Here is a 24,120-nt window from a genome sequence, read left to right as displayed (position 1 = left end):
CGAGGCGGACTTTTTGAACAGGCTGCTGGCGAGCACCTTTCGCCAGGCGGTAAAAAAGCCGTTAACTCCACTTTGAACATCGTGCAGAGCAAGGAATCGATTATGTGGTTGGTACGTCCGGCTCTACCGGATGACCTTGATCAGATCCTTCACATCGTTCGTGCCCGGGGCCGGGGGCTTTCCTCCACCCTGCCCCGGGACGCAGACGCTCTCGCCCGGAGAATCGAGCTGTCCGGCCGGTCGTTTTCAGACACCGTACCCCAAGGCCAGGCGGGACGTTTTCTTTTTGTGCTTGACGACACGGACCTGGGAAAAGTTCGTGGCGTATCCGCAATCGATGCGCGCGCGGGCAACGGGCAGCCCTTTTACAATTACCGGCGCGACAGTTTGATTCACGCCTCTCATGAGCTGCACATCTCGCGTCGGGTGGAGATGCTCTATCCAGCGCACGCCATCACCGACCGCACCCTGCTCTGCGGCTTCGCCATCGAAAAAGAGCTTGCGGGCAGCGCCGCTTTCGAGTTGCTGTCGCGAGCGCGGATTCTTTTCATGGCCGGGCATCGCTCCCGCTTCGCCGAAAATTCCGTAGTGGAGATTCAGGGTCTTCAGAATGAAGACGGCAGTGTCCCGTTCTGGGACAGCCTCGGCCGCCATTTCTTTAATATGGATTTTGAAACCGCGGACCACTACTCCACCGTACTCAGCAAGACCTTTATTGCCGAGCTGATGCCTCCGAACCCCATCTACGTCACCCTGCTTACAGAAGCGGCACAGGCTGCCGTCGGGCAGGCGCACTCAGCCGCCCGGGCTGCCTGTGACGTACTTCGAAGGGAAGGCTTCGAAACCGGTTGCTACGTGGACATTTTCGATGCGGGCCCGGTGCTCGAAGCGCAAACCGATGCATTGTTCAGTGTGCAGAACAGCCATCCTCTGGCTGCCCATGAAGCGAGTTCGGTGGATGGCCCCGTTCGCCTGCTCGCCTGCGGCGAAGGCCCGGACTTTCGCTGCACGCTCGGCCCGATACAGCAGGTCGAGGACCGCGCATATCTTGGGGACAATACCCGGCGGATTCTCGGCTGTGAGGACGGAGGGGTTGTGCGCAGTGCCGAGACCTTCGAAGGAGGAGACCCGCTGTGCTGATTATCCGCACGCTGCAGGCTAAAGATCTGGACGATCTCTACTCCATGGCCAAAGCGGCCGGAAACGGAATGACATCGCTCCCCGCGGACCGGGAGTTGCTGGAGCGAAAAATTGCGCGTGCGCAAGATGCTTTTACCGAACGCGCTGCGCCCGAGCACCGCCTGTACCTCTTTGCCCTCGAGGACACAGCCCTGGAGCGCTGCGTCGGCATCAGCGGTATCGAGGCGCGAGTGGGCCTGGACGAAGTGTTTTACAACTACCGTGTCAGTACCGTGGTCAATTCCTCCCGGGAACTGGGCGTGCATGTGCAAACCCCCACTCTCCACCTGTCCAACGACATGACGGACACCTCGGAGATTTGTTCGCTGCTGCTCGGCGCATCCCACCGCGGTGGAGGCAACGGCCTGCTCCTGTCGCGGTGCCGCTTCATGTACCTTGACGACTTCAGCCACCTTTTTTCCGAGAAAGTTTTCGCAGAGATGCGCGGCGTATCCGATTCGGAGGGACGCAGCCCCTTATGGGACGCGCTCGGCAGCAAATTCTTCGATATGGAATTCACTCAGGCGGACGTACTCACGGGCCTCGGCAACAAATCGTTCATCGCCGAGCTCATGCCCAAGTACCCCATCTACCTGCCCATGCTGCGCGAGTCGGCCCGGGCAGTGATCGGTCAGGTCCACGAAAACACCGCACCGGCACTGGCCATGTTGAAAGCGGAAGGCTTTAACTACAACGGCCTTGTGGACATCTTCGACGGGGGGCCGGTGGTGGAGGCTTTTATCGCCAGCATCCGCACCATCCGCTCCAGCGTCACGCGCACGGTCAAGCTGGCCGATAAGCCGATCGACCTGGAGGTGCCCGCCAAGGAGCGGGTGATGATTTCCAATCGCTCATTTTCTGACTTCCGAGTGACTACGCTGCCTGTTTCCTGTGTGGGACGGGAGCAGATCACCGTGCCCCGCGAGATGGCTTCGCTGCTGCGCCTTGACTCCGGCGACGCCGTGCGGGTGGCGCCGCTGAAGGACAGCCGGCCGCTGGTGAGCGGGTCGGCGGTAAGCCCTCAGGAAATGTTGTGACAAAACTGAATCAGATTTCATACTCTTGAATGGAGCAATGGTTATGGCAACGCTCACAGCCGAGTTATTCATTGATGGTCAATGGCGGGCCGGCTCCGGGGAGAGCTTTGCTTCCCGCCAGCCCGTTACCGGTGCCACCCTCTGGGAGGGGCGCGGCGCAACCAGCGAAGATGTGGACGAAGCGATACGCGCAGCCCGCAAAGCATTCCCCGCATGGCGCAGGCTCCGTTTCGAAGAACGGCTGGAAATCGTCGAGCGCTTTGGCGGACTTCTGGAGCAACACAAGGAAGCGCTGGCGCGGCAGATCGGCAGTGAGACCGGCAAACCCCTGTGGGAATCCCGTACGGAAGTGGGCGCAATGATTGGCAAGATCCCCATTTCCACCACCGCCTACCAGGAACGAACAGGGCATTCCGATAAAGAAGCGGCCGGTGGCCGGGCAGTGCTGCGCCACCGCCCCCACGGAGTGGTTGCGGTGTTCGGGCCCTTCAATTTCCCCGGCCACTTGCCCAACGGGCACATTGTGCCGGCTCTGCTGGCCGGCAACACCATCGTTTTCAAACCCAGTGAAATGACGCCTGCGGTGGCCGAACTGACGATCCGGCTCTGGGAGCAGGCCGGTCTGCCCAGGGGAGTGATCAACCTGGTGCAGGGCAGCTCCGAAACCGGCAAGGCTCTGGCCGGCCATGACGGCATTGACGGTCTGTTCTTTACCGGCAGTTCCACTGTGGGCCACCTGCTCCATCAGCAGTTCGGCGGCCAGCCGGAAAAAATTCTCGCACTGGAAATGGGTGGCAACAATCCGCTGATTGTCCAGGACGTGGCCGACCAGGATGGGGCGGTCCACCATACGATTCAATCGGCCTTTCTTTCCGCCGGGCAACGCTGTACCTGTGCCCGGCGCCTGCTGGTCCCCCGGGGGGATCGGGGCGACCGCTTCCTGAGCCGACTGGCGGAGGTGGCCGCCCGGATCACCGTCGGCGAATTCGATGAGGAGCCACAGCCGTTCATGGGTTCGGTCATCAACTCTGTGGCTGCGGAGAAGCTGCTCGCCGCTCAGCAGAACATGCTCGAGCGCGGCGGCCGCTCGCTGCTGGAAATGAAATCCCTGCGGGCGAATACCGGATTGCTCTCGCCCGGCATCGTGGACGTTACCGGGGCCGAGGTGGGCGATCAGGAGTATTTTGGGCCGCTACTCACGGTGCGACGCTACGACGACTTCGATCAGGCCCTGGCCCTGGCGAACGACACGCGCTACGGCCTGTCGGCGGGCATTCTTACGGACGATCGCAGCCTTTACGAACGCTTCGCGGAAGAAATCCGTGCGGGCATCGTGAACTGGAACCGTCCTCTGACCGGCGCCAGCAGCGCCGCTCCGTTCGGCGGCGTGGGTGCCAGCGGCAACCACCGTCCCAGCGCCTGGTACGCGGCGGACTATTGCGCCTGGCCCATGGCTTCGCTGGAAGCGGAGCGCAGCACATTGCCCGAGAGCCTGGCGCCCGGGCTGGACTTCGATTGAGGCCCATTGGCTACGCCGCGCTTACCCAACCTTCAGCGCGTTATAGACCATCCCTGTTGGGTTACGCCTGCGGCTAACCCAACCTACCGCGCTCGATTGGGTTAGCGCAGCCCGACAAGACTACAAAGCCGGAAAAACCATGAACCACACGGTAGAAGCAAACTTCGACGGCCTGGTCGGCCCCACCCACAACTACGCAGGCCTGTCGTGGGGCAACGTGGCATCGCTCAGCAATGTGCATGCGGTTGCCAATCCCCGAGAGGCGGCACTGCAGGGGCTGGCGAAAATGAAATCCCTGGCGGACCGGGGTTTTGTCCAGGGCGTTCTGCCACCTCATGAACGCCCGCACATTCCCACCCTGCACGCGCTCGGATTCCGCGGCACGGATGCGGAGATCCTGGCCGCGGCCGCGGGGCACCCCTGGATTCTGGCGGCGGCATCCTCCGCGTCGGCCATGTGGACGGCCAACGCGGCCACGGTTTCGCCCAGTGCTGACACTGCGGACGGACGCGTTCATTTCACGCCGGCCAACCTCAATGCGAAGTTCCACCGCTCCATTGAACACCCGGTTACGGGACGCATTCTGAAAGCCATTTTCGCCAGCGAAACCCACTTTGCCCACCACCCCGCCCTGCCCCCGGTTGGCCAGCTTGGCGACGAAGGCGCGGCCAATCATTCGCGGCTCTGCGCTGATTACGGCGCGCCCGGGGTGGAGCTCTTTGTGTACGGTCGCAGCGCCGACGAAGGCGCCCAGGGACCACAACGATATCCTGCCCGACAGACGCTGGAAGCCTCACAGGCCATAGCGCGCCTGCATCAACTGGAGGACCGAAACGCGGTGTTCGCCCAGCAGAATCCCGCTGCCATTGATGCCGGCGTCTTTCACAACGATGTGATTGCGGTGGCCAACCGCAACGTCCTCTTTTATCACGAGCTGGCTTTTGCCCGGGAAGAGCAAACCCTGACAGCCCTGAGTGAGCGCCTGCAAAACGCAGAGCTTCAGCCGGTCCGGGTAGACACAGCGGACGTTCCGCTGGCGGACGTAATTGCATCCTATCTGTTCAACAGTCAATTGCTGAGCACTCCAGAAGGCATGTTGCTGGTCGTGCCGGCCGAGTGCCGGGAGATAGAATCAGTAAGTCGTTATCTGGACGGACTGCTGGCCGGCGACGGACCCATTCGCTCGGTCGAAGTGTTTGATCTCAAACAGTCCATGCGCAACGGCGGCGGCCCGGCCTGCCTGCGTCTGCGCGTGGTGCTGAGTAAGGAGGAACTGGCAGCCATGGATCGCGGGACGCTGCTGGACGATGCCCTCTACCAGAAGCTGTGCGAGTGGGTGGGGCGGCACTATCGGGACCGTTTGAGTCAGGACGATCTGGCGGACCCGCAGCTTCTGACTGAAGTGCGCACTGCCCTGGACGAACTGACGGGGATTCTCGGAATCGGTTCGGTCTACGACTTTCAGCTTTAGCCTCCGGCCTCCCCGCAGGGTCGGATCAGCAGGCCCACCCGCTGGCCCACCGGCACCGCGGGATTCGGGAACACGATGGACTCGGGCCGCTCGCCCACCCGGTATACGGTCTGCGAGTCTTCCCAGATTACGGTTCCGGGCGGGTAGCTGGTGAAGTTGGGCACGTCGTCCGGTACATGAAAGCGGAACGATGGGCCGGTATTCAGAATTTCCTGGACTACCTGGAATGTCTCCAGAGGCTGCCCGCGTTCTTTGTGCGAAGGAGCTTCACCCTTGAACCGCCGTCGCAAGGCATGCTCCACCGCGCTGAATCGCTGCAGATCGTTGTGCCCGAAGGGTTGCACCTTGCCCAGTTCCAGCGTGAAACTTTCGGCGCCCAGGGACGAGGTGGTGAATGCGGAAAAGGTGGTGCCTTTGCGATGCTGCAGCAGCAGAGTACCGATCCCGGCCTCAAGAAGAAACTCACGTTGTTCCATTGGAGGGCGGCGACCTTCGTTGAAGGGATACAAGGCAAACTTCTCCCGCACCGAGGGACGAATCGCCGTATGCAGATCGTAGTGGGACAGGGGCAACGAGTAATCGGCTGCGAAGGTGCTGCACAACGTCTCCAGTTCCGCAGCCCGCCGACCTTCGGGCGACTGCGCATATTCGGGCGCGGCGTGGGCGCCATTGAACAGGCGATTGAGGTTCACGTCCACGAAGCGCTCGCCCGCAACCATCGCCGCCGGATTACCGAGAATCAGCAACAGGGGGTTGCGCGCCTGCCAATGACCGGCCAACAATTCCGCAACCAGCGCGTTCAATACTTCGATGGGGGCGGTCTCATTGCCGTGGATGCCGGCGGAGACGATCATCGCTTCCGTGGCGCTTACCCCCGCGGCAGGGCGGACCGAAAGCAGGCCCAAACCGTGCCGGGTCACCCGGGTGCCGTCATCCAGCTCCATTCGTAGCTCGCTTACGGCCTTCCCGGCCTCGGCAAGGGTGTGCGCCAGCCAATCTCCGTGCACACCGAAGAAGTCAGTACTCGCATTCATAGCACGCTAATCCTCGGGAAAATTGCGAGAAGCATAGCAGGATTCGCAAACGCCTTGGGTCGAAACCCGGCTGTGCGGGACGACTGATTACCGGAAGTGATACATTGCGCTCAGCGCATCTTCAAAGGAGAAAACAATGAAATACATGCTGTTGATTTACGGTGCGGAGAGCGCCTGGACACCCGAGGAGCGCAGTGCCTGTATGGACGAATCCACGGAACTGAGCCATGACCTGGCCCGGGACGGGAAATACCTGGGGGCGTCGCCCCTGCATCCGGTCTCCAGCGCCACCAGCGTCAAGGTGCGGGACGGGAAGACCATGGTGACCGACGGGCCCTTTGCGGAAACGGCAGAACAATTGGGCGGCTATTACCTGGTGGATGTGGCCAACCTGGACGAGGCCATTGCCATCGCCGAACGCATCCCGGGCGCCAAGCGGGGCACCGTGGAGGTTCGGCCGGTGGAGGAATTGCCCAACCTGCCCGGCGTTGGTTGAAAACCATTTTCCAATAGTTCCATGCTGACGCTCGTGGACCAGGCTGATGCTCATGGCGAAAGTGCGGACCCGTGCCGCTAACCCGTTGGCGAGCCAGTCTTCAAAGCAAGGCGGCGCGGCCGTTTCAGAAATAGGATGGCCGTGCCCGCGGCCAACGGCAATGGCAACATCAACCCGTTCAGGCTGGCCCAGCCGAAGCGGTCCAGCAAAACTCCGGATAACAGGGCAGCGATCGCTACCAGGGCAAAAATCGCCAGATCGTTAAGGCCCTGAACGAGCCCCCGTTCGGCCGGTGTGTGGGACTCGGTCAGCAACGTGCTGGCGCCGATGAAAAGCAAGTTCCAGCCGACCCCAAGCAACAGCAGGCCGATTACGAAGTGAGCCAATGAGCCTCCGGCCATGGCGCTCGCGCAGGAGGCTACAAGGATGGCGACTCCCAGCAGGATGATCCGTACCAGCCCGAAGCGACTGATGAGACTGCCGGTGAAAAATGAGGGTACAAACATACCCAGCACGTGGGCCTGCATGACCAGTGCGATATCATCCATTTGCAGCCCTGCCTCGCTCATCGCCAGAGGTGTTGCGGTCATGACCAGCATCATCTGCGCGTAGGCAAAAGCGGCGATCAGCATCGCCACAGGCACCGCCCGGGCGGCGGCGATCTGTGCCAGAGGCCGGGCCGTGCCACCGGCCTGCTCAGTACCGGCGCGGGGAACGCGCAGGCCGATCAACAGCAGGACAGCCAGCGCGGCGAGGCCGGTCGCCACGGCATAGGGACCGAGCAGGGGTTGCTCCGGATAGAGCGATCGGGAGAACTGTGCATTCCAGGGGCCAAGAAATGCCGAGATGACGCCCCCCACCATCACCAGCGATATGGCTCGGCTTCGGAATGAGTCGGTCGCCACCTCGGCTGCCGCGAAACGATGGTACATGGCAAACGCCTGATAGATTCCCAACAGAAAATTGCCCGCGGAGAACAACAAGAAATCACCACCCGCGATTCCGAATCCGCAGAGCAGGCCGCCGCCGACACCCCCCAGCAACGTGCCCGCCATCAGTCCCGCTCTGCGTCCCACTTTTTTCATTACCAGGGAAGCCGGCAAAGTGGCGATCAGGGTTCCGACCATCATCAGGGCCACTGGCAAGGTCGCCAGCGCGGGATCGCTGGCGAGCTGACGCCCCACCACTGCGCTCAGGGTCATGGCCGTGACCGAGGTAATCAGATAAAGCCCCTGGGCCAGGGTGAGGATTCCGACGTTGACCGCCTGGCGGCGTGTAACCACTTGCTGCATGGATGTTCTCCGGGAGGTTGGGACGGCAATGTAGCTTTTTTGGCCGCTTTGCTGTCGATTGGCTGGTGTTCGGCACGACTAGAAGACACAAAGTCACCCAGTGCACACAAGGACCCAGCCATGCAAAAGATTACCCCTTTTCTCTGGTTCGACAATCAGGCCGAAGAAGCCGTCGAGTTCTACACCTCCGTGTTCCGGGATGCCAAAATCGGCACCATTGCCCGCTACGGCAAGGAAGGGCCGGGCCCGGAAGGATCGGTCATGACAGCCTCTTTTGAAATCGAAGGTATGGAGTTTACCGCGCTGAACGGCGGCCCCTTGTTCAGGTTCAATGAATCCATCTCCTTCGTAATCAATTGCGCGGACCAGGACGAGGTGGACTACTACTGGGAACGTTTGCTGGAGGGCGGAGAGGCACAGCAATGCGGCTGGTTGAAAGACCGGTTTGGAGTCTCCTGGCAGGTTGTGCCGACCGAGTTGATGGACCTGCTCAACAATTCCGATCCAGCCACCAAGGGGCGGGTGGTAAGCGCAATGCTGAAAATGATCAAGTTGGATCTGCCCGCTCTCAGGCAGGCGGCGGAGCCAGCCTAACCTATGGCACGAACCGAACTGCCGGTGCCGGGCCTCAGGGTGTTGGGTTACGCTTCGCTAACCCAACCTACGGGCACCGAACTGAACCGGACCCGGAGGAGTGCGAAACTCCCACTTCATGTTGGGTTACGCTTCGCTAACCCAACCTACGGGAAGGAGTCAGCCCCGGGGCACGTTTGTAGGTTGGGTTAGCAAAGCGTAACCCAACAAAGTCTGTTGACTCTCAAACGAGGAAAGCACTATGAAAGTCCTGGTAATGGTCAAAGCCACAGCGGAATCCGAGGCGGGCGTGATGCCCACTGAACAACTCCTCCAGGAGATGACCCGATATAACGAAGAACTTCTCGCTGCCGGAATCATGCTCGCCGGTGAGGGCCTTCACCCCAGCTCAAAGGGTGTGCGCGTTCAGTTCCAGGGCAAGGACCGCGAAGTGGTCAATGGACCGTTTGCGGCGACCAGCGAGCTGCTGGCGGGCTACTGGGTCTGGAACGTCAAATCCATGGACGAGGCCATCGACTGGGTGAAGCGCTGCCCCAATCCCATGGAGGGGAAATCCGAGATTGAAATTCGCCCCCTTTTCGAAGCGGAGGACTTCGGCGATGAACTCACTCCCGAGCTTCGGGAGCGGGAGGAACGAATGCGCCAGGAACTCGAGCGCTCCAACTGAAAGCCAGCAAAGGAAAACTGCCAATGACCCGACAGATTTTTGTGAACCTTGCCGTTTCCGACCTGGATAAGTCGAAGGCTTTCTTCGAAGCTCTGGGTTTCTCGTTCAACCCACAGTTCACTGATGAAAACGCAGCATGCATGGTCATCAGTGAGACCATCTACTCCATGCTGCTGACTCGGGATTACTTTACCGGTTTCTCGCCGAACCCGCCCAGTGATCCCCGGCAACAGAATGAGGTCATGATTGCGCTGAGTTGCGAGAGCCGCGGAGAGGTGGACCAACTGGTGAGCAAAGCGGTGGAAGCAGGTGGCAAAACCTTCAACGACCCCGCGGACCATGGATTCATGTACCAGCATGCATTTCAGGATCTGGATGGCCACGTCTGGGAACTGATCTGGATGGACCCCGCGACCGTGCAGAGTTGAGCACTGGCGGCGGTTCGCCGGCAGCAGGAGACGACCGGACGGCTGCCGATTTGTTTGGAAGATTCCGCCATGGTTCTGCCGTCCGGTATCGAAAGGAGGCCTCATGAATGTTGGAGCGGCGCCGAATTCTCGAGCACCCGAACCCCTGTATCTGGGAGAGAAGACCGGTTTCCACCTTGTGGGATTGAACCGGAGCTATAAGTTCGCGGAACGGAGCGGAATCACCGATCAGTGGCGGGATGCCCAGGAACCTTTGCAGCAAATCCGACAGGCGGGCGGCGAGCAAACCTTTGGATTGTGCTGGAACAGCCGCGAAGCCGGATTTGATTACCTGTGCGGTGTCCGGACAAGCCACCAATCTCTTCTTGCACCCGGGCTGATTCAGGTCCCGATACCCACCCAGCATTATGCCGTGTTCCTCCACCGCGGCCCGATGGGCCACCTGGGCTATGCGTTTGCGGCCATTCACGGCCGCTGGCTTCCGCGTTCGGGTTATCGCCCTGTGGCGGGGCCGGTGCTCGAATGTTACCGGGACAGTTTTGACTGGCAGCGCGGAGCGGGACCGATCGAGATCTGGCTCCCGGTGCGTCGTGCGAAAGCCGGTACGTCGAACACTCCATAGGATGAGGCTGTGGTAGGCCAGGGAGCATGAGTGTTGGGTTACGGCCTTGGCAGGCCTAACCCAACCTACGTCGCACCTCCCAATCAAGGTGTGGAATCCGGGGGGTGTTGATTGTTGGGTTACGGCCTTGCAGGCCTAACCCAACCTACGTCGCACCTCCCGTTTGGGGTGTGGAATCCGGGGGGTGTTGATTGTTGGGTTACGGCCTTGATAGGCCTAACCCAACCTACGCTCCGGATCGTGGTTAGTGCGTAGGTTGGGTTAGCGAAGCGTAACCCAACAATCAATGCTATTGCAGCGCGGCCCGCAAACCGGGTGCCTGCTCCTCAACCAATGCGGCGCAGAGTTCAATCCGCTCCAGGGTTGTCGCCAGGCTGCGCGGCCCTCGTTGCAGGGACGCGATCCGGTCGCCCATCTCGGCTTCGATGGTTCGGCCCGTTTCCAGATCGCAGAACCCGGCCGCATATTCAATCACCCGCCCCTGGAACCAGGACGGCTGGCGCTCGATGATCGCATCGAGGTTACTTCGGAGCCACGTCCACGTTTCCTCCCGGCTCTCCTTCCGATTCATCATGGGCGCGAGGATGTGCTCCACTTCGTTGTCGCGGATATCCGGGGAGAGGGCCAGCTCGCGCAATTCAGCGCGAAACTGTGCATCACTGCTATTTGCGGCTGCACGGAGCAGTTCCTCGCGCAGCACCGCGTCGTCGCTGTCATGGAACAGGGCCAGCAGATGCCTGGCGAACTCCCGGCCTTCCTGTCGCACCGCCGCAGTCAGCGCAACCTCCCGCAGATTGCTTTCGAGCGCATCTGTTGCGGGACCCGCTTCGGATTCAAAGCCGGTATATTCCAGAGCCATCCCCGTCAATTGCTGCCGGACTGCGGGTTCCTCTACCAGCATGGCGAAAAGACGATACAGAGTGGTGCGCAGGCGGACCTGATCCAGCGTCTCCAACTCTTCGCCAAGCTGCACCTTCTCCAATGCGTTCGCGTAAAGACCGGCCACACGTTCTGCAAATGCCGCCTGCTCTGATTCGCTCAGCATGTACTGATTCATCAGGTAAAGGTCGGGCAACGGCGCGTTCACCACTTGCGCATCGTCGACCCTGGCTACCGCGGCGAGCATGTCGAGATATTGCCCTGCATTTATGGCGCCGTTATGGAAAGCGCCACTGAGGCTGTTGGCCGCGGCCAGTTGCTCCCTCGCACTCAGGCCCTCAGCATTCAACAGTTTCTCCCAGTTGTCCTGTGACAACGCGAAACGGTAGTAACCCGACGCGTTCGCGTTGGGCATGATGTAGCTCGGGCACGCTCCTGGCAGGTCGAAGCTGGCTTCCGGCTGGTCGATAACCTGGCAGTGTTCCGCCCGGGCATCGCCCTGTCCGTAGGCAACGCACAAGGGCAAAACCCAGGATGTCTCAGGTGAGCCCTCAGAGCCGAGGGGAAGATAGCGCGACTGGCGAACCGCTACGCTGGCCCCGCCCTCTTCTTCGCATTCCCAGTCCAGATCAACCAGTGGAGTACCCGGCTGCTCGAGGAAGGAGAAGAAGGCCGCTTCAATCTGCCCCTCCGGCAGGTCCGTGCGGGCGGTGGCGATGGCCCTTACGAAATCCCGGGCATCCGCAATACCGTGTCGGTGGGTGACCATGTAATTCTGAATGCCTTGTTTAAAGGCCTCTTCACCCACAAAACCCTCGAGCATGGACAGTACTGCCCCGCCCTTCTGGTAGGTAATGCCATCAAATGCGGCGCCGATGTCGGCATGCTTCTCCACCGGCTGGCGAATCTGGCGCGCGTTCACCAGGCGATCGATGTCCATGGTCGATAACGCATTGTCCAGCATCTGCTGGGCATAGCCGGCACCGGGCTGAAGCTGGTGCATAACCTTGGTGGCCATCCAGGTTGCGAAAGCTTCGTTCAGCCAGATATCCGTCCACCAATTGGGGGTCACCAGGTTACCGAACCATTGGTGGGCCAGCTCGTGAGTATGGGTGAGGAAGAAATTTTCCCGCACCGCCAGCGGGCTGTCTTCGTCAACCAGCAGGCGCTGCTCACGGTAGGTGATTGCCCCTACGTTCTCCATCGCTCCCGCGCCAAAATCCGGTACGGCAATCAAGGCGAGCTTTTCGTAGGGGTAGGCCTGACCGAAATACTCTTCAAGCGCGATGACGATATCGGCAGTATTCTCCAGTGCATATCGCAGTTGCGGGCCCTTCCCCTTGACTGCGTAGGCGCTGAAGGGGATCGGATTCTCACGAAGGTTGGTGGCGGGGATCGGTTCGCCCTCGACCTCATCGAGCGGGCCCACCGCGAAAGCGATCAGATACGTGGGGAGCGGCTTCGTGCGCTGGTAACGCAGCAGCTTGAAGCCGCCATCCAGTGGAGTCTCTTCCGCAATCGGCGTGGTGCTGACCGCGGCGTAGTCCTCTCTTGTTTCCACCTGGATGTCGAAGGGCACCTTGAAGGCGGGCTCGTCGAAACCCGGGAAGGCCAGGCGGGCCGACGTGGCCTCGAACTGTGTGAATGCGTAGTCCTGCCCCCCGGCGCTGACCTTGTACAGGCCCTCCAGACTGGTGTTGAAGGGTGCGCTGTATTCGATGTTCAGAGTCAGGTCCTGGGCCGGCAGGGGAGATGGAAACTGCAGCCGCGCCACACCGATGTCGGCCACCTGATCGTAGCGGCCGGTTACTTCTTCACCATTTTCCAGTTCCGCGCGAACGGACTCTACAACAAGGTCCTTCCCGTGCAGCCATACGGTATCGCCCGACTCGTGCAGGCGCACCTGAATGCGGCTCGTGCCCGAGAACGAGTCACGGTCCGGGTCGATTCGCAGACGCAGATCGTAATGCAGAGGCTCGACGGTTTTGGGCAAACGGCCCAGGGGCGCCTCGTCCGCAGCGGACTCAACTGACCCCGGGGTTCCGGTCAGCTCCTGGCCGGATTCCGGATCTCCGGAGCAAGCCACCAGCGCAGACAAGGCCAGGCCTGTGAACAGAGGACGCAAGATACTCCTGCTGAAGGTTTGAACAAACATAGACAAATTCCCTGTAGCAGGTTGCTGACGATCGTGAGCGGGTTTAACGACGCCGGTGGAAGAATCGCGGCGCAACGCTCCAGTATTCAAGCAGATCTTTGGTCAACAACCTGGTGAGCATGAATAAAAAAAGTCGGGACGCAGTTTTCCACATACACCTCGCCGGGAGCAAGGGCATTGGTCGCAAAGCGGTTGGGGATATATTGAAGCGCTCAGCGGGTTGTGATATTCAGATGGGAATCATCGGGAGACATCCATGAGGACACACAGGGACTCAGCTAATCCGGCATGCTCCAGCGAGGTGTTGACCCAGGGCCTGGACCATCTCGGCTATCGACGCCTGTCGCCCCACCCGGCGTTGTGCCAATGGGTGGAATCCTACTGGTCGGTGAGGTGCAACCCCACGCCAGACACGAAACAGAATCTGTACCCCGACGGGGCCACCAGTCTGATTTTCAAATTCTCCGGCAGCCCACATGCCTCCTTCAATGCCACCCAGGCACTCAGGCAATTGAGCCTGCCAGGCGACGCGGATCTGTTCGGGCTGCGCTTTCACCCGGCGGGTGCCTTTCATCTGCTCGGTCTCCCGATTGGAGAGCTCGTTGCCGGGCCCTGCAACGCGGCCACTCTGGAACTGCCGGGTATAGAGGCTTTGATCGACCAGATGCGCCCGGCCAGTCCACCGCAGCGGGCACAGTTGCTGGATTCGTGGTTACTGAAGCAAGCCGCGCGATGCGGTTCGGAACCAAACAAGATTGCCCGATTCTGGCCACGGCTGTTCCGCACCCATTTGAGCACCGACCAGTTACTCGACGGCTGGGGCGCCAGCCGGCGCACCGTGGAAAGGCTGTTCCGGCAGCAGGTCGGCCTCGCCCCTCACGAAGCACGGCTGTTGTTGCGCGTGAAGCAGGCCCGGACCCTGATCAAACAGGAGGCGGACCTATCCCTCACGGATCTCGCGCTAACCTGCGGCTACTACGATCAGGCCCATTTCATCCGCCAGTTCAGGCGGGTCACTGGAGTGACGCCCGGTAACTATCGGCGCCGCCATCGGGCGCACCTGAGCACTTCAGGCCCCTGACCCGACGCAAAAATACAATCCTCCTTCCTCACCGCCACTTACGCTTCGAGGCGGAGAGCGTGATCGCTTTCCCCTGAAGAACTGCCCAATGAAGGAGACCCCCATGCACGAACGAATCGCCCCCGCGCGCGCCTACCAGCTCCAACCCCAGATCCTGGCATCCTTGCGCGCTCTGGGAGAGGCCGCCACCTCCCTGGAGCCGGGCCTCATACACCTGGTCAATGTGCGCGCCTCGCAGCTCAATGGCTGCGCCTACTGTCTGAACATGCACAACGGTGAAGCGAGAAGGGATGGAGAGGATCAGGCTCGACTGGACCTGCTGCCCGCCTGGCGGGAAGCACCCTGCTTCACTGAGCGCGAACGCGCTGCCCTGAGCCTATGTGAAACTCTGACCTGCCTGGCGGGCAACGGTCCGGTCACGGATCGGGCCTACGAACAGGTGAGAACTGAATTCAGTGAAAAGGAGGTGATGGACCTGATCGCCGTCATCGTCGTGATTAACGGTTGGAACCGGGTGGTGGCCACTGCCGGATTCAAGCCCAGTCTCGAAGCGGAGGTTGGAAAATGATCCGCTCTCATTCACTCGCAGCGCTCCTTTTGTGCATGGTCGCGGAGTCCGGCTTCGCGACGGCTGTGGACACCCTTGCCCGCCAGAAGCTTCCATCGCTTCAAGAGAACCGGGAAGCGACCATGGTAACGGTGGAATTTGAGCCGGGAGAAGCCTCCGCTCCCCATCGGCACAATGCCCACACCTTTGTTTATGTACTGGAAGGGAAGCTGGAGTTTCAGGTGAAAGGGGGTGAACTGGTGGAGCTTGGAACCGGAGATACGTTCTACGAGTCACCCGAGGACGTCCACGTGGTGGCGCGCAACACGAGCAACACCGAACCGGCCAGGATACTGGTGATGTTTCTGCACCCGGCGGGCGCTCCAACCACCGTACCGGTGCACTGAGCAGCGCCCGTCGAAATCGCCTCACGTGGAGAACCGGGCCGAGCGGGGATTACCAGGGCCCGGTTTTCACTCCACGGCTGTTCAGGGTCAGATTGCCGTCACCGGCTTGCTGACCCTGGGGTACCGCCGTCACCAGCACGCATTCGGACAGGGCCACACCAGCGGCACAGGCACCGGCGGTGACCTTGTAATAGCCCTCCGCGGACGGCTCAGCCGAATCGTTGTTGTAGCCGAGCCCCTTGAGCTTGTCCGTATAGGTCATCTCGCGGGTGAAATAGCGTTCCTGGGCCTGCATAACCTGGTTGAGCATTCCGATACCGTCCGAGCGCCGGGATTTGGCCACACTGTCCTGATACATGGGGTAAGCGAAGGCGGCCAGGATGGCGACAATCACACAGGTGATCATCACTTCGATAAGGGTAAAACCTCCGGCTTTGCGCGGAAACATCATTGTTCTCTCCAGTACGTTTTGTTCAGCAATTCATTACTACCGGTAAGATCCCCATCACCTTCGCCGAAACACTCAGTCCCTACACAGAGAATAGGCTCCGTGGTTCCATCGTCCGTATCGTCATCACCGTCCGTGTCCTTGTTCGTGAAGATAATTACAGGATCTGCGGCAATTCCCGCGTGTGAAAGGTCCTCAGAACGATTACCGTTGGGGAAGAGTCCCTTGCCGGTTAGAACATCCAACGCGTACAAGCGGCTTCCGCCGATATCCACTCCACAAGCATCGGCGCTCCAGTCCGGGATGTAGGTGGTAAAGAAAACCCTGCCGTTGAATGTAAGTGAATCCGCTATGGCTTTTTCACCGCTGCCGGTAAGATCGATGCGATATCCGTTGGGCGCGTTGACTGCCTTATTAGCCAACTCCGATGTGGCATCGAACAGGTCGTCGTGCTCCACCACCGAATATTCCACATCACCTTCTTCATCGGTAGGTGCCTGGAAAACACTGTCCAGAAAAACGACGTAAAACTGGTCAGTGATTACCTCATCTTTCGGCTTCGATCGATAGCCCGAACCGAACGAAGCGGTGAAGAACGGTTTTTGCCCGCGCGGCGTGAACATGGCCACGTCCGGCGAGTTATAGAAGCGACGCAACTTTTCCGGTTCATTAACGTTCCCATCCGCGTCAGTGACGGACACAGACATGTCGGCGACCAAGCCCCCGGTGACGAAGTCCGACGCCGAGGTGGTTTCGTCGTTCACGTCGAAGCGCCACAGGTGGCCCATGATATCCAGAGCAAACATCACGTCGATGGTCCCGTCGCCGTCCAGGTCGCCGGTAGTCACATTGGCGGGGATGCTGTTCTCCATTCCGGTCAAAGTGAGGTCGTGCCCCACGTCCTTTCCGGCGGACCAGAGCAGGTTGCCGTTGGTGGCGTCCACCATGAAGACCGCGGCGCCGGTATCATCCGTAGTAGGTGCAACTGCAGTGTCATGAACCGTGTCGTAGCCACCCCCGAAAATAAGTACCTTTTTGGTCGAGCAGTTATTCCCATCACCGTCGCAGCCCCAGTCCACATCCGCCAGCACGGGTTTAGACCAGGTCTGCCCCAGGTCGGCGAAGTCGCCGCTGCCGCCCGTGATCTGCCACATAAGTTTGGGATTACTGCGGTTAGTCACATCCAGGGCATAATAGTGGTTACCGCCTCGGCGCATTCCGAAGTAAAGGTGAACCCGGTCGCCATCGGCGGGCTCGATCTCGACGTCCGCGTCCTCGCTGCTTTCTTCCCGCCATACAGTCAGATGCCCATCCAGCCCGTAGACCTTGTTGATCTCCGCGCTGTCGGTGAAGTACTTGTTCAAGTTGGGCAAGACTTCCTTGGGGATGAAACTGAAAATCTCCTCGCCATCATCAGTATTGATCGCCGACAAATAGCCCAGGTTGGTCATGGCAAACACCACGTCGTCCGGGTTGTCGTCGTCGCCACCGTATGTCACTACTGCTGGTCGTGTATGAAGCGGGTCCGCGAAGAAGTTGTGATAATCGCTCTCGGCACGCACATTCTGGACGTCGTAACCACGGGCCCAGTTTATCAGCGTATTCCGCGCAGCGCTTGAGGTTCCATCAGGCAGTCCGAGCAGAGCATTTGTCAGCGCGTCATTATCCGGATGCAGCTTGTGTTCATCGGTTGCCAGCGAGACATTGGCCGGCGAGGCTGCTCCAGTGTAAACATACACATCCCGCAAGGAATTGAGTTTGTCGACCACTCCTCCTTTTTCCACACGCTCGCCGTCGCGCTCCCGCGACCACCAGCTTCGGGCCGTGCCGCTGAAAAAGCCGGTGTTCTCATCGATCGCTTCGGCACCGGTAACATCCGTTACCGTTCCATCGCCGTTGATTTGATAGCGCTTGATATTCCCGGGCCAGCGCGAGGTGGCCCGTGGCTTGAACATAGCGTAGTACAGCTCGTTACGGTGCTGGAGGTTGTTATAGGCATTCACCGTCACTGCCGGAGCCGTAAACGTGGCGCTGGTATCCAGGATCTCCGCAATGATCTGGGAAAACGCGTCCTTGAGGTCCTTGGAATCTCCGACCGTATAGTACTTGCCCTGTCCCTCGCTGGCGGTTTCACCCAGCAACGGCAGATCGATGTCAAAACCAATCGTGTAAGTCTTAACCACCTGATCGCCGGTGACCGTACTCTGGTCATTATTCGCCATGTACCCCGCCAACTCATCCAGACAACTGTTGCCGTTGAAGTCCACTCGCGCTGCGTTGCAGTTGCTGCCCGTCAGCGCTCGGATGGCTTCATCGCTGTCATCGTCATACTGAGGCTGACCGTCCGAGAGCAGTACGATGTAGTTTTTTTGACAGGAGTTAACAATCGGTGAGTTGTAGGTTGCGCCATCAATCGCGCTCGGATCTATGCCGTCCGATACCCCATCCGACTGGTTCTGGGTCCTCTTCTTATAAGCATATATGGGCGATTCTCCCCGAAAATATCGCATCGCCTCGTGAAGTGATTCCGTTAGCGGCGTACTTCCACTGGCGGGAAGCTCATCAATGACACCCTTTACTGTTTCCTTCTCATCGTTATCAGATATATCGGAAAAATGGTGGACAACGTGACCACCATCATAGTAGTTGAAGCGCATCAATCCGAGATTGATTCCATCGAAGATATCCACCAGGGATTTGGCTTCATCCTTCATAACGTCGATTTTTCGGCGGTCGATCGTCGTTCCTTGCCTGAGGTAATCATGGTAATTGGCGGACACGTACTTACGGTCATCGACAATGCCGTTCCAATCGAATGCATTCGAGGAATTACTTGTGTACGGCCCGCTGGCGTCGGCAGCGTAGTTGAGGTCGTCGTCTCCTGAGCCATGAACTCCGGCATCCGCTGCGCACTCTACGATGCTCGTGTCCTTGTAGTCACAACTCCATCCATTTCCGCAGAGGTTTTCCCAGCTGCCGGGCTCCGCGTGTTCCTCTGGCGCGTCATTAGCGGCGGTTGTCAAGATCGACACATTGTCAATGAAAAAGGTCGGGGTTGAGTCCTGACCGGATTGTCGGTAAAAGCCGTTTGACGACGAAAACTCGATTGTCAGCGGTGCTCCAACCTCTGCTGTGAAATCTATCGGTTCCGTTGTGCCGCTGCCGTCCTGGTGATCAAAAGTCCGAACAACCGTTCCGTTGACGATGAGAGAAACCGATTGATCTGCCGGAAACTCTTCATTTCTGCAAAACCATAAGAAGTAATCGGTACAAACGGGTTGAATATCCATGTCGTAGTAAAATGACAAGCTCGCAGTGTCGTACCCGCTCAGATCCGCTGTACGTTCAATTCCGACTCCTGCACCGCGGATGCGCAGGTCGTTGGTTCCATTCCGCACCTGAATGGCGCCGCGCCGCGGGTCCCCATCATCATTGGTTTCGGTCCAATCGGACGACCAGTTCGATGATCCGTCATTATTGTCATAGCGCCGACTGTCAAACTCGTCTCGATAAGTGGCATTGTCGCCACCCCCGTTTCCCCCGCCTTGGGGGTCCGGCTTCCAGAACGCGGCCGTCCCCTGCCACACAGGATTGCCTGTGTTTGCATCGATCTGCTGCTGCATCGCCTGGCAGTTATTTTGTTCCGGCTCGATGGAGGTAATCAGGTTTTCGAGATCCGTCGAATAAACATAAATTCGGTCGTCGGACGAATCACCATAATCTGTATCAGGATCGTAGGGAACGTATGTCTCGATCGTGTACGCCATACTCCCCGAAGTATCGAAGATAAACAGCACGTTGGGCTGGGAACTTTCTTCGGCCCCCTCGCGCTCGGTAACATATATGTCGGTGTCGTCTGCAAGGGCCTGGCCGCCCCAGAGGAGTGCAATCAATGCACCGGTGATCATCCAAGGGCGGAGTTCGAAACGTGTGATCATGGACAATCCTCGAATGGGGAAATCACTCATAAATATTTATTGTGGCAGCCTTCATGGTCTCTGGATCGTAACTGACGCTTCCGTGAAAGATCTGGGAGCGGTCAATCGCCCGGTCAGTGTCAAAACCATTCACACTGAGATCGACTGAAGCATCATAAGTCAAAGATACGGGCGAGCAGCCGCTACAGAGCTCGGCGGGTCGGGCGATAAGCATCCCATCACCTTTCTGGCGGTTATGTAGCAGCTCAATGTGAGCGACTTCGATCGTTACCAGATCAGGAACATGGGCGATGCGCACGGCGTGGCCCGATCCGCTAAACAGCATCACCAGGCCGGCAAACGCGATAGTGGCACGACATTTCATTGTGTTTCCCCCTTCAATTGGTCGCTGGACCAGTAAACAGCAGGCCCTGGACCTGCTCCGATCGGGTCCCGGAGTTCTCGAGTTTCGCGGTACTATCCATCTCGAAGTGATAGCCGGCGCATACATCCAGTCGACATCCGGGGGCCGAGCCAGCGTATCCTTCGTATCGAACAGCTACTTCCTGCTCGAAGGGTGTGTCCGTGGCGGACATGACTATCTCACTTCCGGTGAGTTGGAGTACTCCGGTTGCTGACGTCATGGCAGATGTCAGCGGCGCCTCGTTGCTGCCCAACTTGATAAGTTGCCCGTTGATTTCACTGGCCGCAGTATGAAAAGCCTGCATATGAAACTGGCTGTTGCGGGCCATGTTGGTTTGCAGACTGAGGTCTTCGATCGCGGCAGTACCGGTAATGGTCAGAATCAGAAGCAGGATCAGGCAAACGATCAACGCGGCTCCACGCTGTTGCGAAACTGGCGGAATCAACTGAAAGCGTTTCATAGCTCCTACCTGTTGTGAATGGCGGCGGTTGTGGTGTAGATCTGCCGCGCAAGCTTGTCGTTGAAGGTGAGTTTGTTCGCATCCAGCAGCACATAATCCTTGCTCACCGTTTCCCCACTCCCGGTACCGCTCCCGGCATTGACCAACAACCCGATGCGTACGGCCACGACCTCGTTCCAGTCCGTAACCCGGTCGGCGGAGACGAACGCCGTTGCGCCATCGCCACTCGCATCGAGGCCGTATTGAACCTGCATGCTGTCGATACCACTGATGATGGGCTGGGCGGCTGCGACCCAGCTTCCGGTGTCCACGTTGTAGCCCCGGCAGCTAAGGCTGTTGACGCCGCCCGCACTGGTGATGTGGTAGACGTTGGCGATTACCACATCGGCGGGAACAACCGCGCCGGTACAATCCGTCTCGGTGCCATCGTCAGGGGGCGGATTGAACTGCACTGCGATGCGGTCACTGTTGCTGGCGCCCCCGTCGTCGGTGCAGGGATCAAACGTGTCGCAGGCATCCTGCAGGAAGTAGGCGGGCAGCGCGCCCACGTAGTTCGGCCCGGTGTAGCCGGCGAGGCGGATGTTCTCCGTTAGAATCTCGAGGGCAAATCGGGCGTTCTCCTGCAACCGATTGATTTCGTCGTTCAGCCCCTGGGTTTGCCGCGTACCCACGAACATCTGGATTGTTGCAGTGGCGACCACCAGGCTGAGCGCAAGGGCAATCATTAGCTCAACGAGGGTGAGTCCGGATTGACGGTTCAGGGCCGTTGTACTCATGGGATGACGATCTGCTCGATGGTTTGTGTGGTGTCCAGAGTTATCGACTGCTTCTCGTTGGCATCACCCGCGGCGCGCAGCTTCCAGGTGAGCTTGATGGTGAAGGGAGACAGCGGTGAGCAATCGATGGCGTCGCCCGGGTCGCTGTCGTCGCAGGTGATGTCGTAGTCCGTAATGTCGATGCTGTCGGCGTTGTTGGAGTCGATATTTGCCAGAGCGTAGCCGCAGGCTACCTGCCATACATCGAATTCGGCCATCTCGTTGGCGGAGCAGTTGTTGGCCGCGTTGACCTTCGCACTACCGGAGTTGTAGTCGGCGCACTGTTTGGCGGGGGCGGTTTCGCACAATTTGGGCTTCGCCGCCGCGGTGGTATAGCCGCTCCCCAAACCGGCCTGGTTCACCCGCATCCTGGCTGCCAGTTCGTCCACCAGCCAGGTTCCGTGCGTCTGTCGCGACACATCCACACTCTCTTTCAAGGTGTTCATCTGCAAAGCCGCAAGTCCCATGAGACCAATGCTCATGACCAGGACCGTTACCAGCACTTCGATAAGGGTCAGCCCGTTCTCGTGTCGATTAAGGTGTGTGCCGATTGCGTTCATATGAAAAGTCTCAGGGGTCGCAGGTCGCCGTGCCGCTCACATCCGCGCGACCGGAAAGCGAGACGGTGACCGCCGTACCCTCGGTTGCGCCACGTCCGTCGCAAATGGCGAAGGTGACCGTTTTGCCGCTCTCGTTGAGCATGCCGTTGGGACGGAAGCTGAGGTGATTCTCGCCGGCTTCGCTGGACTTGACCGTGATTCCATTGCCGCCAAAGGAATCAATCTCCTTGATCAGCACATCATCATCACTGTCGTAGGCGGTATTGCCCCCCGCGGCTTCGTCGGTGTAAATCCGCAACCCGTCCGACCAATCGCCCGCGGTGGCGCTGTTGTGGGAAAGGGTGATGGTCTTGTTGCGATGAACCGCCTCGCTGCGGGCCAGGTTGAGCGCACCCAGCAGCACCCGGCGCTGCGCCGACAGGCGATTGTCCTCGATCACCGTGCGCATGGAAGGCGCGCCAATGCCGAGAACAATGCCGAGCAGCAAGAGCACCACCATCAATTCGATCAGCGTCAGACCGGCGGACGGTCGTAATTGTGGCGTGAACGGTTTTGCGCTGGGTTTCATGGCGATCCGTACTTCTCTCATTGGAGTCGAGGCGGATTATGACAAGGCTGAGTGAGGGCGCCAGCTTGCCGAGATAAACGAGCCGCTGCAGAGGATGAGTGGCCGCAAAACGGCTGGACGGGGAATCGGCGGCGCAGTTGTACGGCAGCCCGGATCAGCCACAAGGAAACAAGGTCTGCCTCAGCAATAAGGTTGACACCGGTTGCAGGCGAACGGGCCCGTCGCTTGCCCGAACGGGCCCGTCACTTGCCTGTCCCAACAAGTGATTCCCACTGATAAGATGGACGCCATTCATCCCATCACTGGAACAGTTAATGGAAGCACCGATTCTGGTAGTGAATTGCGGCAGCTCCTCTCTGAAACTGGCGCTGTTTTCGCCGGAGTTGAAAAAGCTCCGGTCTGCCCTTGCGGAACGCCTGGGCCGGGACCGGCCATATGCGCGCGTAACCGGCGACGTCGGAACCGAGGTCACCTTTGAGCTTTCTCCCCCCGGCGACCATAAAAGCGCCTTCGCCCAGTTGGTGGCCCATCTTCGCGAGGCAGGTCTGTTAGATCGATCACCGGTGGCCATTGGCCATCGAGTGGTCCATGGGGGCGAGACCTTTCGGGAGGCTGCCCGGATCGATGCGGATGTTCTGGGCAGCATCAAGGGCTGCGAGGCGCTTGCGCCCCTTCACAACCCGGTGAACCTGGCCGGGATCGAAGCGGCCTCTGCCCTTTTTCCCGAAGCGCCTCAGGTGGTCGTATTCGATACGGCCTTCCATCAGACACTTCCTCCGCACGCCTATCTATACGCACTGCCGCGTCGCTTTTACGAAGAATGGGGCGTGCGCCGCTACGGCTTTCATGGAACGAGCCATGCCTACATGGCGAGCGAAGCGGCCCGCTTGCTGGGAAAGCCGCTGGAGGAAACCTCCATTGTGTCCGCCCACCTGGGCAACGGGTGCAGCGTCTGCGCCGTCAGCAAGGGACGCAGCGTCGATACCAGCATGGGACTGACGCCGCTGGAAGGACTGGTGATGGGCACCCGCAGCGGTGACATCGACCCGGGGCTGTTCGACTTTCTCGACAGCAAGGGCATGAGCGCCCGCGAACTACACCGGATTCTGAATCAGGAAAGTGGTCTGCTGGGCCTGTCCGGGCGCAGCAACGACATGCGAACTCTGGCCGGACTGGCGGAAGACGGCCACGAAGCCTCAGCCCTGGCCATCGATATCTTCTGCTTCCGGCTGGCCAAGTACGTGGCGGCCATGATGGCCTCCCTCGATAACTTGGATGCGTTGGTTTTCACGGGCGGCATCGGGGAAAACAGCCCACTGGTGCGGCGCAAGACTGTGGCCCGCCTCAAGCTCCTCGGCTTCGCGCTCGATGCCCGGGCCAACGACCATCACGGACGTGAAAGCGAAGCCCGGATTCACAGCCCAAACAGCCGCTTCCCGGTTCTGGTGATCCCCACCGATGAGGAAAAGGTGATTGCTCAAGAGGCGCTCGCTGCGTCGAGTTAGCTGGACGCGTACCCC

At 59.6% G+C, this 24,120-nt stretch carries 23 protein-coding genes; 13 read left to right on the top strand and 10 right to left on the bottom strand.

Translation table 11 applies throughout. The features are described from left to right. Positions 1-102 precede the first annotated feature (102 nt). The 4 genes from ACURWW_RS10760 (at position 103) to astB (ending at position 5,206) form a co-directional block, all read left to right on the top strand. Complete coding sequence (locus ACURWW_RS10760) at positions 103-1,140, top strand: arginine N-succinyltransferase (protein ID WP_445617262.1); 1,038 nt, start codon at positions 103-105, stop codon at positions 1,138-1,140. Continuing rightward, the gene (gene astA, locus ACURWW_RS10755; protein ID WP_445617263.1) at positions 1,134-2,216 is read left to right on the top strand and encodes an arginine N-succinyltransferase; all 1,083 of its coding nucleotides are present in this window, start codon (positions 1,134-1,136) and stop codon (positions 2,214-2,216) included. Before ACURWW_RS10760 ends, astA begins: the two co-directional genes overlap by 7 nt. A gap of 43 nt (positions 2,217-2,259) precedes the next feature. After that, the gene (gene astD, locus ACURWW_RS10750) at positions 2,260-3,735 is read left to right on the top strand and encodes a succinylglutamate-semialdehyde dehydrogenase (RefSeq protein ID WP_445617264.1); all 1,476 of its coding nucleotides are present in this window, start codon (positions 2,260-2,262) and stop codon (positions 3,733-3,735) included. Between the two features lie 139 nt (positions 3,736-3,874). Further along, on the top strand, positions 3,875-5,206 hold the full coding sequence (gene astB / locus ACURWW_RS10745; protein WP_445617265.1) for an N-succinylarginine dihydrolase: 1,332 nt from the start codon (positions 3,875-3,877) through the stop codon (positions 5,204-5,206). Here astB and astE read toward each other — a convergent pair. Further along, entirely contained in the window at positions 5,203-6,240 is a 1,038-nt protein-coding gene (gene astE / locus ACURWW_RS10740; protein ID WP_445617266.1) for a succinylglutamate desuccinylase, read from the bottom strand. The genes astB and astE overlap by 4 nt on opposite strands. Before the next feature lie 136 nt (positions 6,241-6,376). Between astE and ACURWW_RS10735 the strand changes: the two genes are divergently transcribed. Beyond that, positions 6,377-6,736 (top strand): YciI family protein, encoded by a 360-nt coding sequence (locus ACURWW_RS10735; protein ID WP_445617267.1) that lies wholly within the window; start codon positions 6,377-6,379, stop codon positions 6,734-6,736. Between the two features lie 77 nt (positions 6,737-6,813). Here ACURWW_RS10735 and ACURWW_RS10730 read toward each other — a convergent pair whose 3' ends face one another. Continuing rightward, positions 6,814-8,028 (bottom strand): MFS transporter, encoded by a 1,215-nt coding sequence (locus tag ACURWW_RS10730; protein WP_445617268.1) that lies wholly within the window; start codon positions 8,026-8,028, stop codon positions 6,814-6,816. Between the two features lie 120 nt (positions 8,029-8,148). Here ACURWW_RS10730 and ACURWW_RS10725 point away from each other — a divergent pair, with 120 nt between their 5' ends. The 4 genes from ACURWW_RS10725 to ACURWW_RS10710 all read left to right on the top strand — a co-directional run bounded on the left by ACURWW_RS10725 (position 8,149) and on the right by ACURWW_RS10710 (position 10,339). Next, positions 8,149-8,622, top strand: coding sequence for a VOC family protein (locus ACURWW_RS10725; protein WP_445617269.1), 474 nt, complete (start codon positions 8,149-8,151; stop codon positions 8,620-8,622). Between the two features lie 241 nt (positions 8,623-8,863). Further along, positions 8,864-9,289 (top strand): YciI family protein, encoded by a 426-nt coding sequence (locus ACURWW_RS10720; RefSeq protein ID WP_445617270.1) that lies wholly within the window; start codon positions 8,864-8,866, stop codon positions 9,287-9,289. Between the two features lie 23 nt (positions 9,290-9,312). Continuing rightward, positions 9,313-9,717, top strand: coding sequence for a VOC family protein (locus ACURWW_RS10715; RefSeq protein WP_445617271.1), 405 nt, complete (start codon positions 9,313-9,315; stop codon positions 9,715-9,717). 103 nt (positions 9,718-9,820) lie between these two features. Further along, on the top strand, positions 9,821-10,339 hold the full coding sequence (locus tag ACURWW_RS10710; protein WP_445617272.1) for a GyrI-like domain-containing protein: 519 nt from the start codon (positions 9,821-9,823) through the stop codon (positions 10,337-10,339). Between the two features lie 289 nt (positions 10,340-10,628). Here the strand turns inward: ACURWW_RS10710 and ACURWW_RS10705 are convergent, their stop codons facing one another. After that, the gene (locus tag ACURWW_RS10705; RefSeq protein ID WP_445617273.1) at positions 10,629-13,373 is read right to left on the bottom strand and encodes a M1 family metallopeptidase; all 2,745 of its coding nucleotides are present in this window, start codon (positions 13,371-13,373) and stop codon (positions 10,629-10,631) included. 256 nt (positions 13,374-13,629) lie between these two features. Here ACURWW_RS10705 and ACURWW_RS10700 point away from each other — a divergent pair, with 256 nt between their 5' ends. The 3 genes from ACURWW_RS10700 to ACURWW_RS10690 all read left to right on the top strand — a co-directional run bounded on the left by ACURWW_RS10700 (position 13,630) and on the right by ACURWW_RS10690 (position 15,408). Continuing rightward, positions 13,630-14,454, top strand: a complete 825-nt coding sequence (locus ACURWW_RS10700; protein ID WP_445617274.1) for a helix-turn-helix domain-containing protein — start codon at positions 13,630-13,632, stop codon at positions 14,452-14,454. A gap of 103 nt (positions 14,455-14,557) precedes the next feature. Next, a complete protein-coding gene (locus ACURWW_RS10695) occupies positions 14,558-15,022 on the top strand; it encodes a carboxymuconolactone decarboxylase family protein (protein ID WP_445617275.1) in 465 nt (154 codons plus the stop codon). Continuing rightward, positions 15,019-15,408 carry a cupin domain-containing protein gene (locus ACURWW_RS10690; RefSeq protein WP_445617276.1) on the top strand — a complete coding sequence of 130 codons (390 nt, stop codon included), beginning with the start codon at positions 15,019-15,021 and terminating at the stop codon, positions 15,406-15,408. Before ACURWW_RS10695 ends, ACURWW_RS10690 begins: the two co-directional genes overlap by 4 nt. Before the next feature lie 49 nt (positions 15,409-15,457). Here ACURWW_RS10690 and ACURWW_RS10685 read toward each other — a convergent pair whose 3' ends face one another. The 7 genes from ACURWW_RS10685 to ACURWW_RS10655 are packed head-to-tail and all read right to left on the bottom strand — an operon-like array spanning position 15,458 to position 22,600. Further along, positions 15,458-15,859, bottom strand: coding sequence for a type IV pilin protein (locus tag ACURWW_RS10685; protein ID WP_445617277.1), 402 nt, complete (start codon positions 15,857-15,859; stop codon positions 15,458-15,460). Further along, entirely contained in the window at positions 15,856-19,794 is a 3,939-nt protein-coding gene (locus ACURWW_RS10680; protein ID WP_445617278.1) for a hypothetical protein, read from the bottom strand. The genes ACURWW_RS10685 and ACURWW_RS10680 overlap by 4 nt, the downstream gene beginning before the upstream one ends. 22 nt (positions 19,795-19,816) lie before the next feature. Beyond that, entirely contained in the window at positions 19,817-20,158 is a 342-nt protein-coding gene (locus ACURWW_RS10675; protein WP_445617279.1) for a hypothetical protein, read from the bottom strand. A gap of 13 nt (positions 20,159-20,171) precedes the next feature. Continuing rightward, complete coding sequence (locus tag ACURWW_RS10670) at positions 20,172-20,657, bottom strand: PilX N-terminal domain-containing pilus assembly protein (RefSeq protein WP_445617280.1); 486 nt, start codon at positions 20,655-20,657, stop codon at positions 20,172-20,174. A 5-nt stretch (positions 20,658-20,662) separates the two neighbouring features. Continuing rightward, positions 20,663-21,433, bottom strand: coding sequence for a PilW family protein (locus ACURWW_RS10665; RefSeq protein ID WP_445617281.1), 771 nt, complete (start codon positions 21,431-21,433; stop codon positions 20,663-20,665). Beyond that, positions 21,430-22,032, bottom strand: coding sequence for a type IV pilus modification protein PilV (gene pilV / locus ACURWW_RS10660; protein WP_445617282.1), 603 nt, complete (start codon positions 22,030-22,032; stop codon positions 21,430-21,432). The genes ACURWW_RS10665 and pilV overlap by 4 nt, the downstream gene beginning before the upstream one ends. Before the next feature lie 10 nt (positions 22,033-22,042). Beyond that, positions 22,043-22,600 (bottom strand): GspH/FimT family protein, encoded by a 558-nt coding sequence (locus ACURWW_RS10655; protein WP_445617283.1) that lies wholly within the window; start codon positions 22,598-22,600, stop codon positions 22,043-22,045. 314 nt (positions 22,601-22,914) lie between these two features. Between ACURWW_RS10655 and ACURWW_RS10650 the strand changes: the two genes are divergently transcribed. Continuing rightward, complete coding sequence (locus tag ACURWW_RS10650) at positions 22,915-24,105, top strand: acetate/propionate family kinase (protein WP_445617284.1); 1,191 nt, start codon at positions 22,915-22,917, stop codon at positions 24,103-24,105. Positions 24,106-24,120: the final 15 nt, after the last annotated feature.

The sequence above is a fragment of the Gilvimarinus sp. F26214L genome (assembly GCF_054401055.1).
The sequence above is the reverse complement of the archived record's forward strand: the minus strand, read 5'-3'. Positions and strand labels throughout refer to the sequence as shown.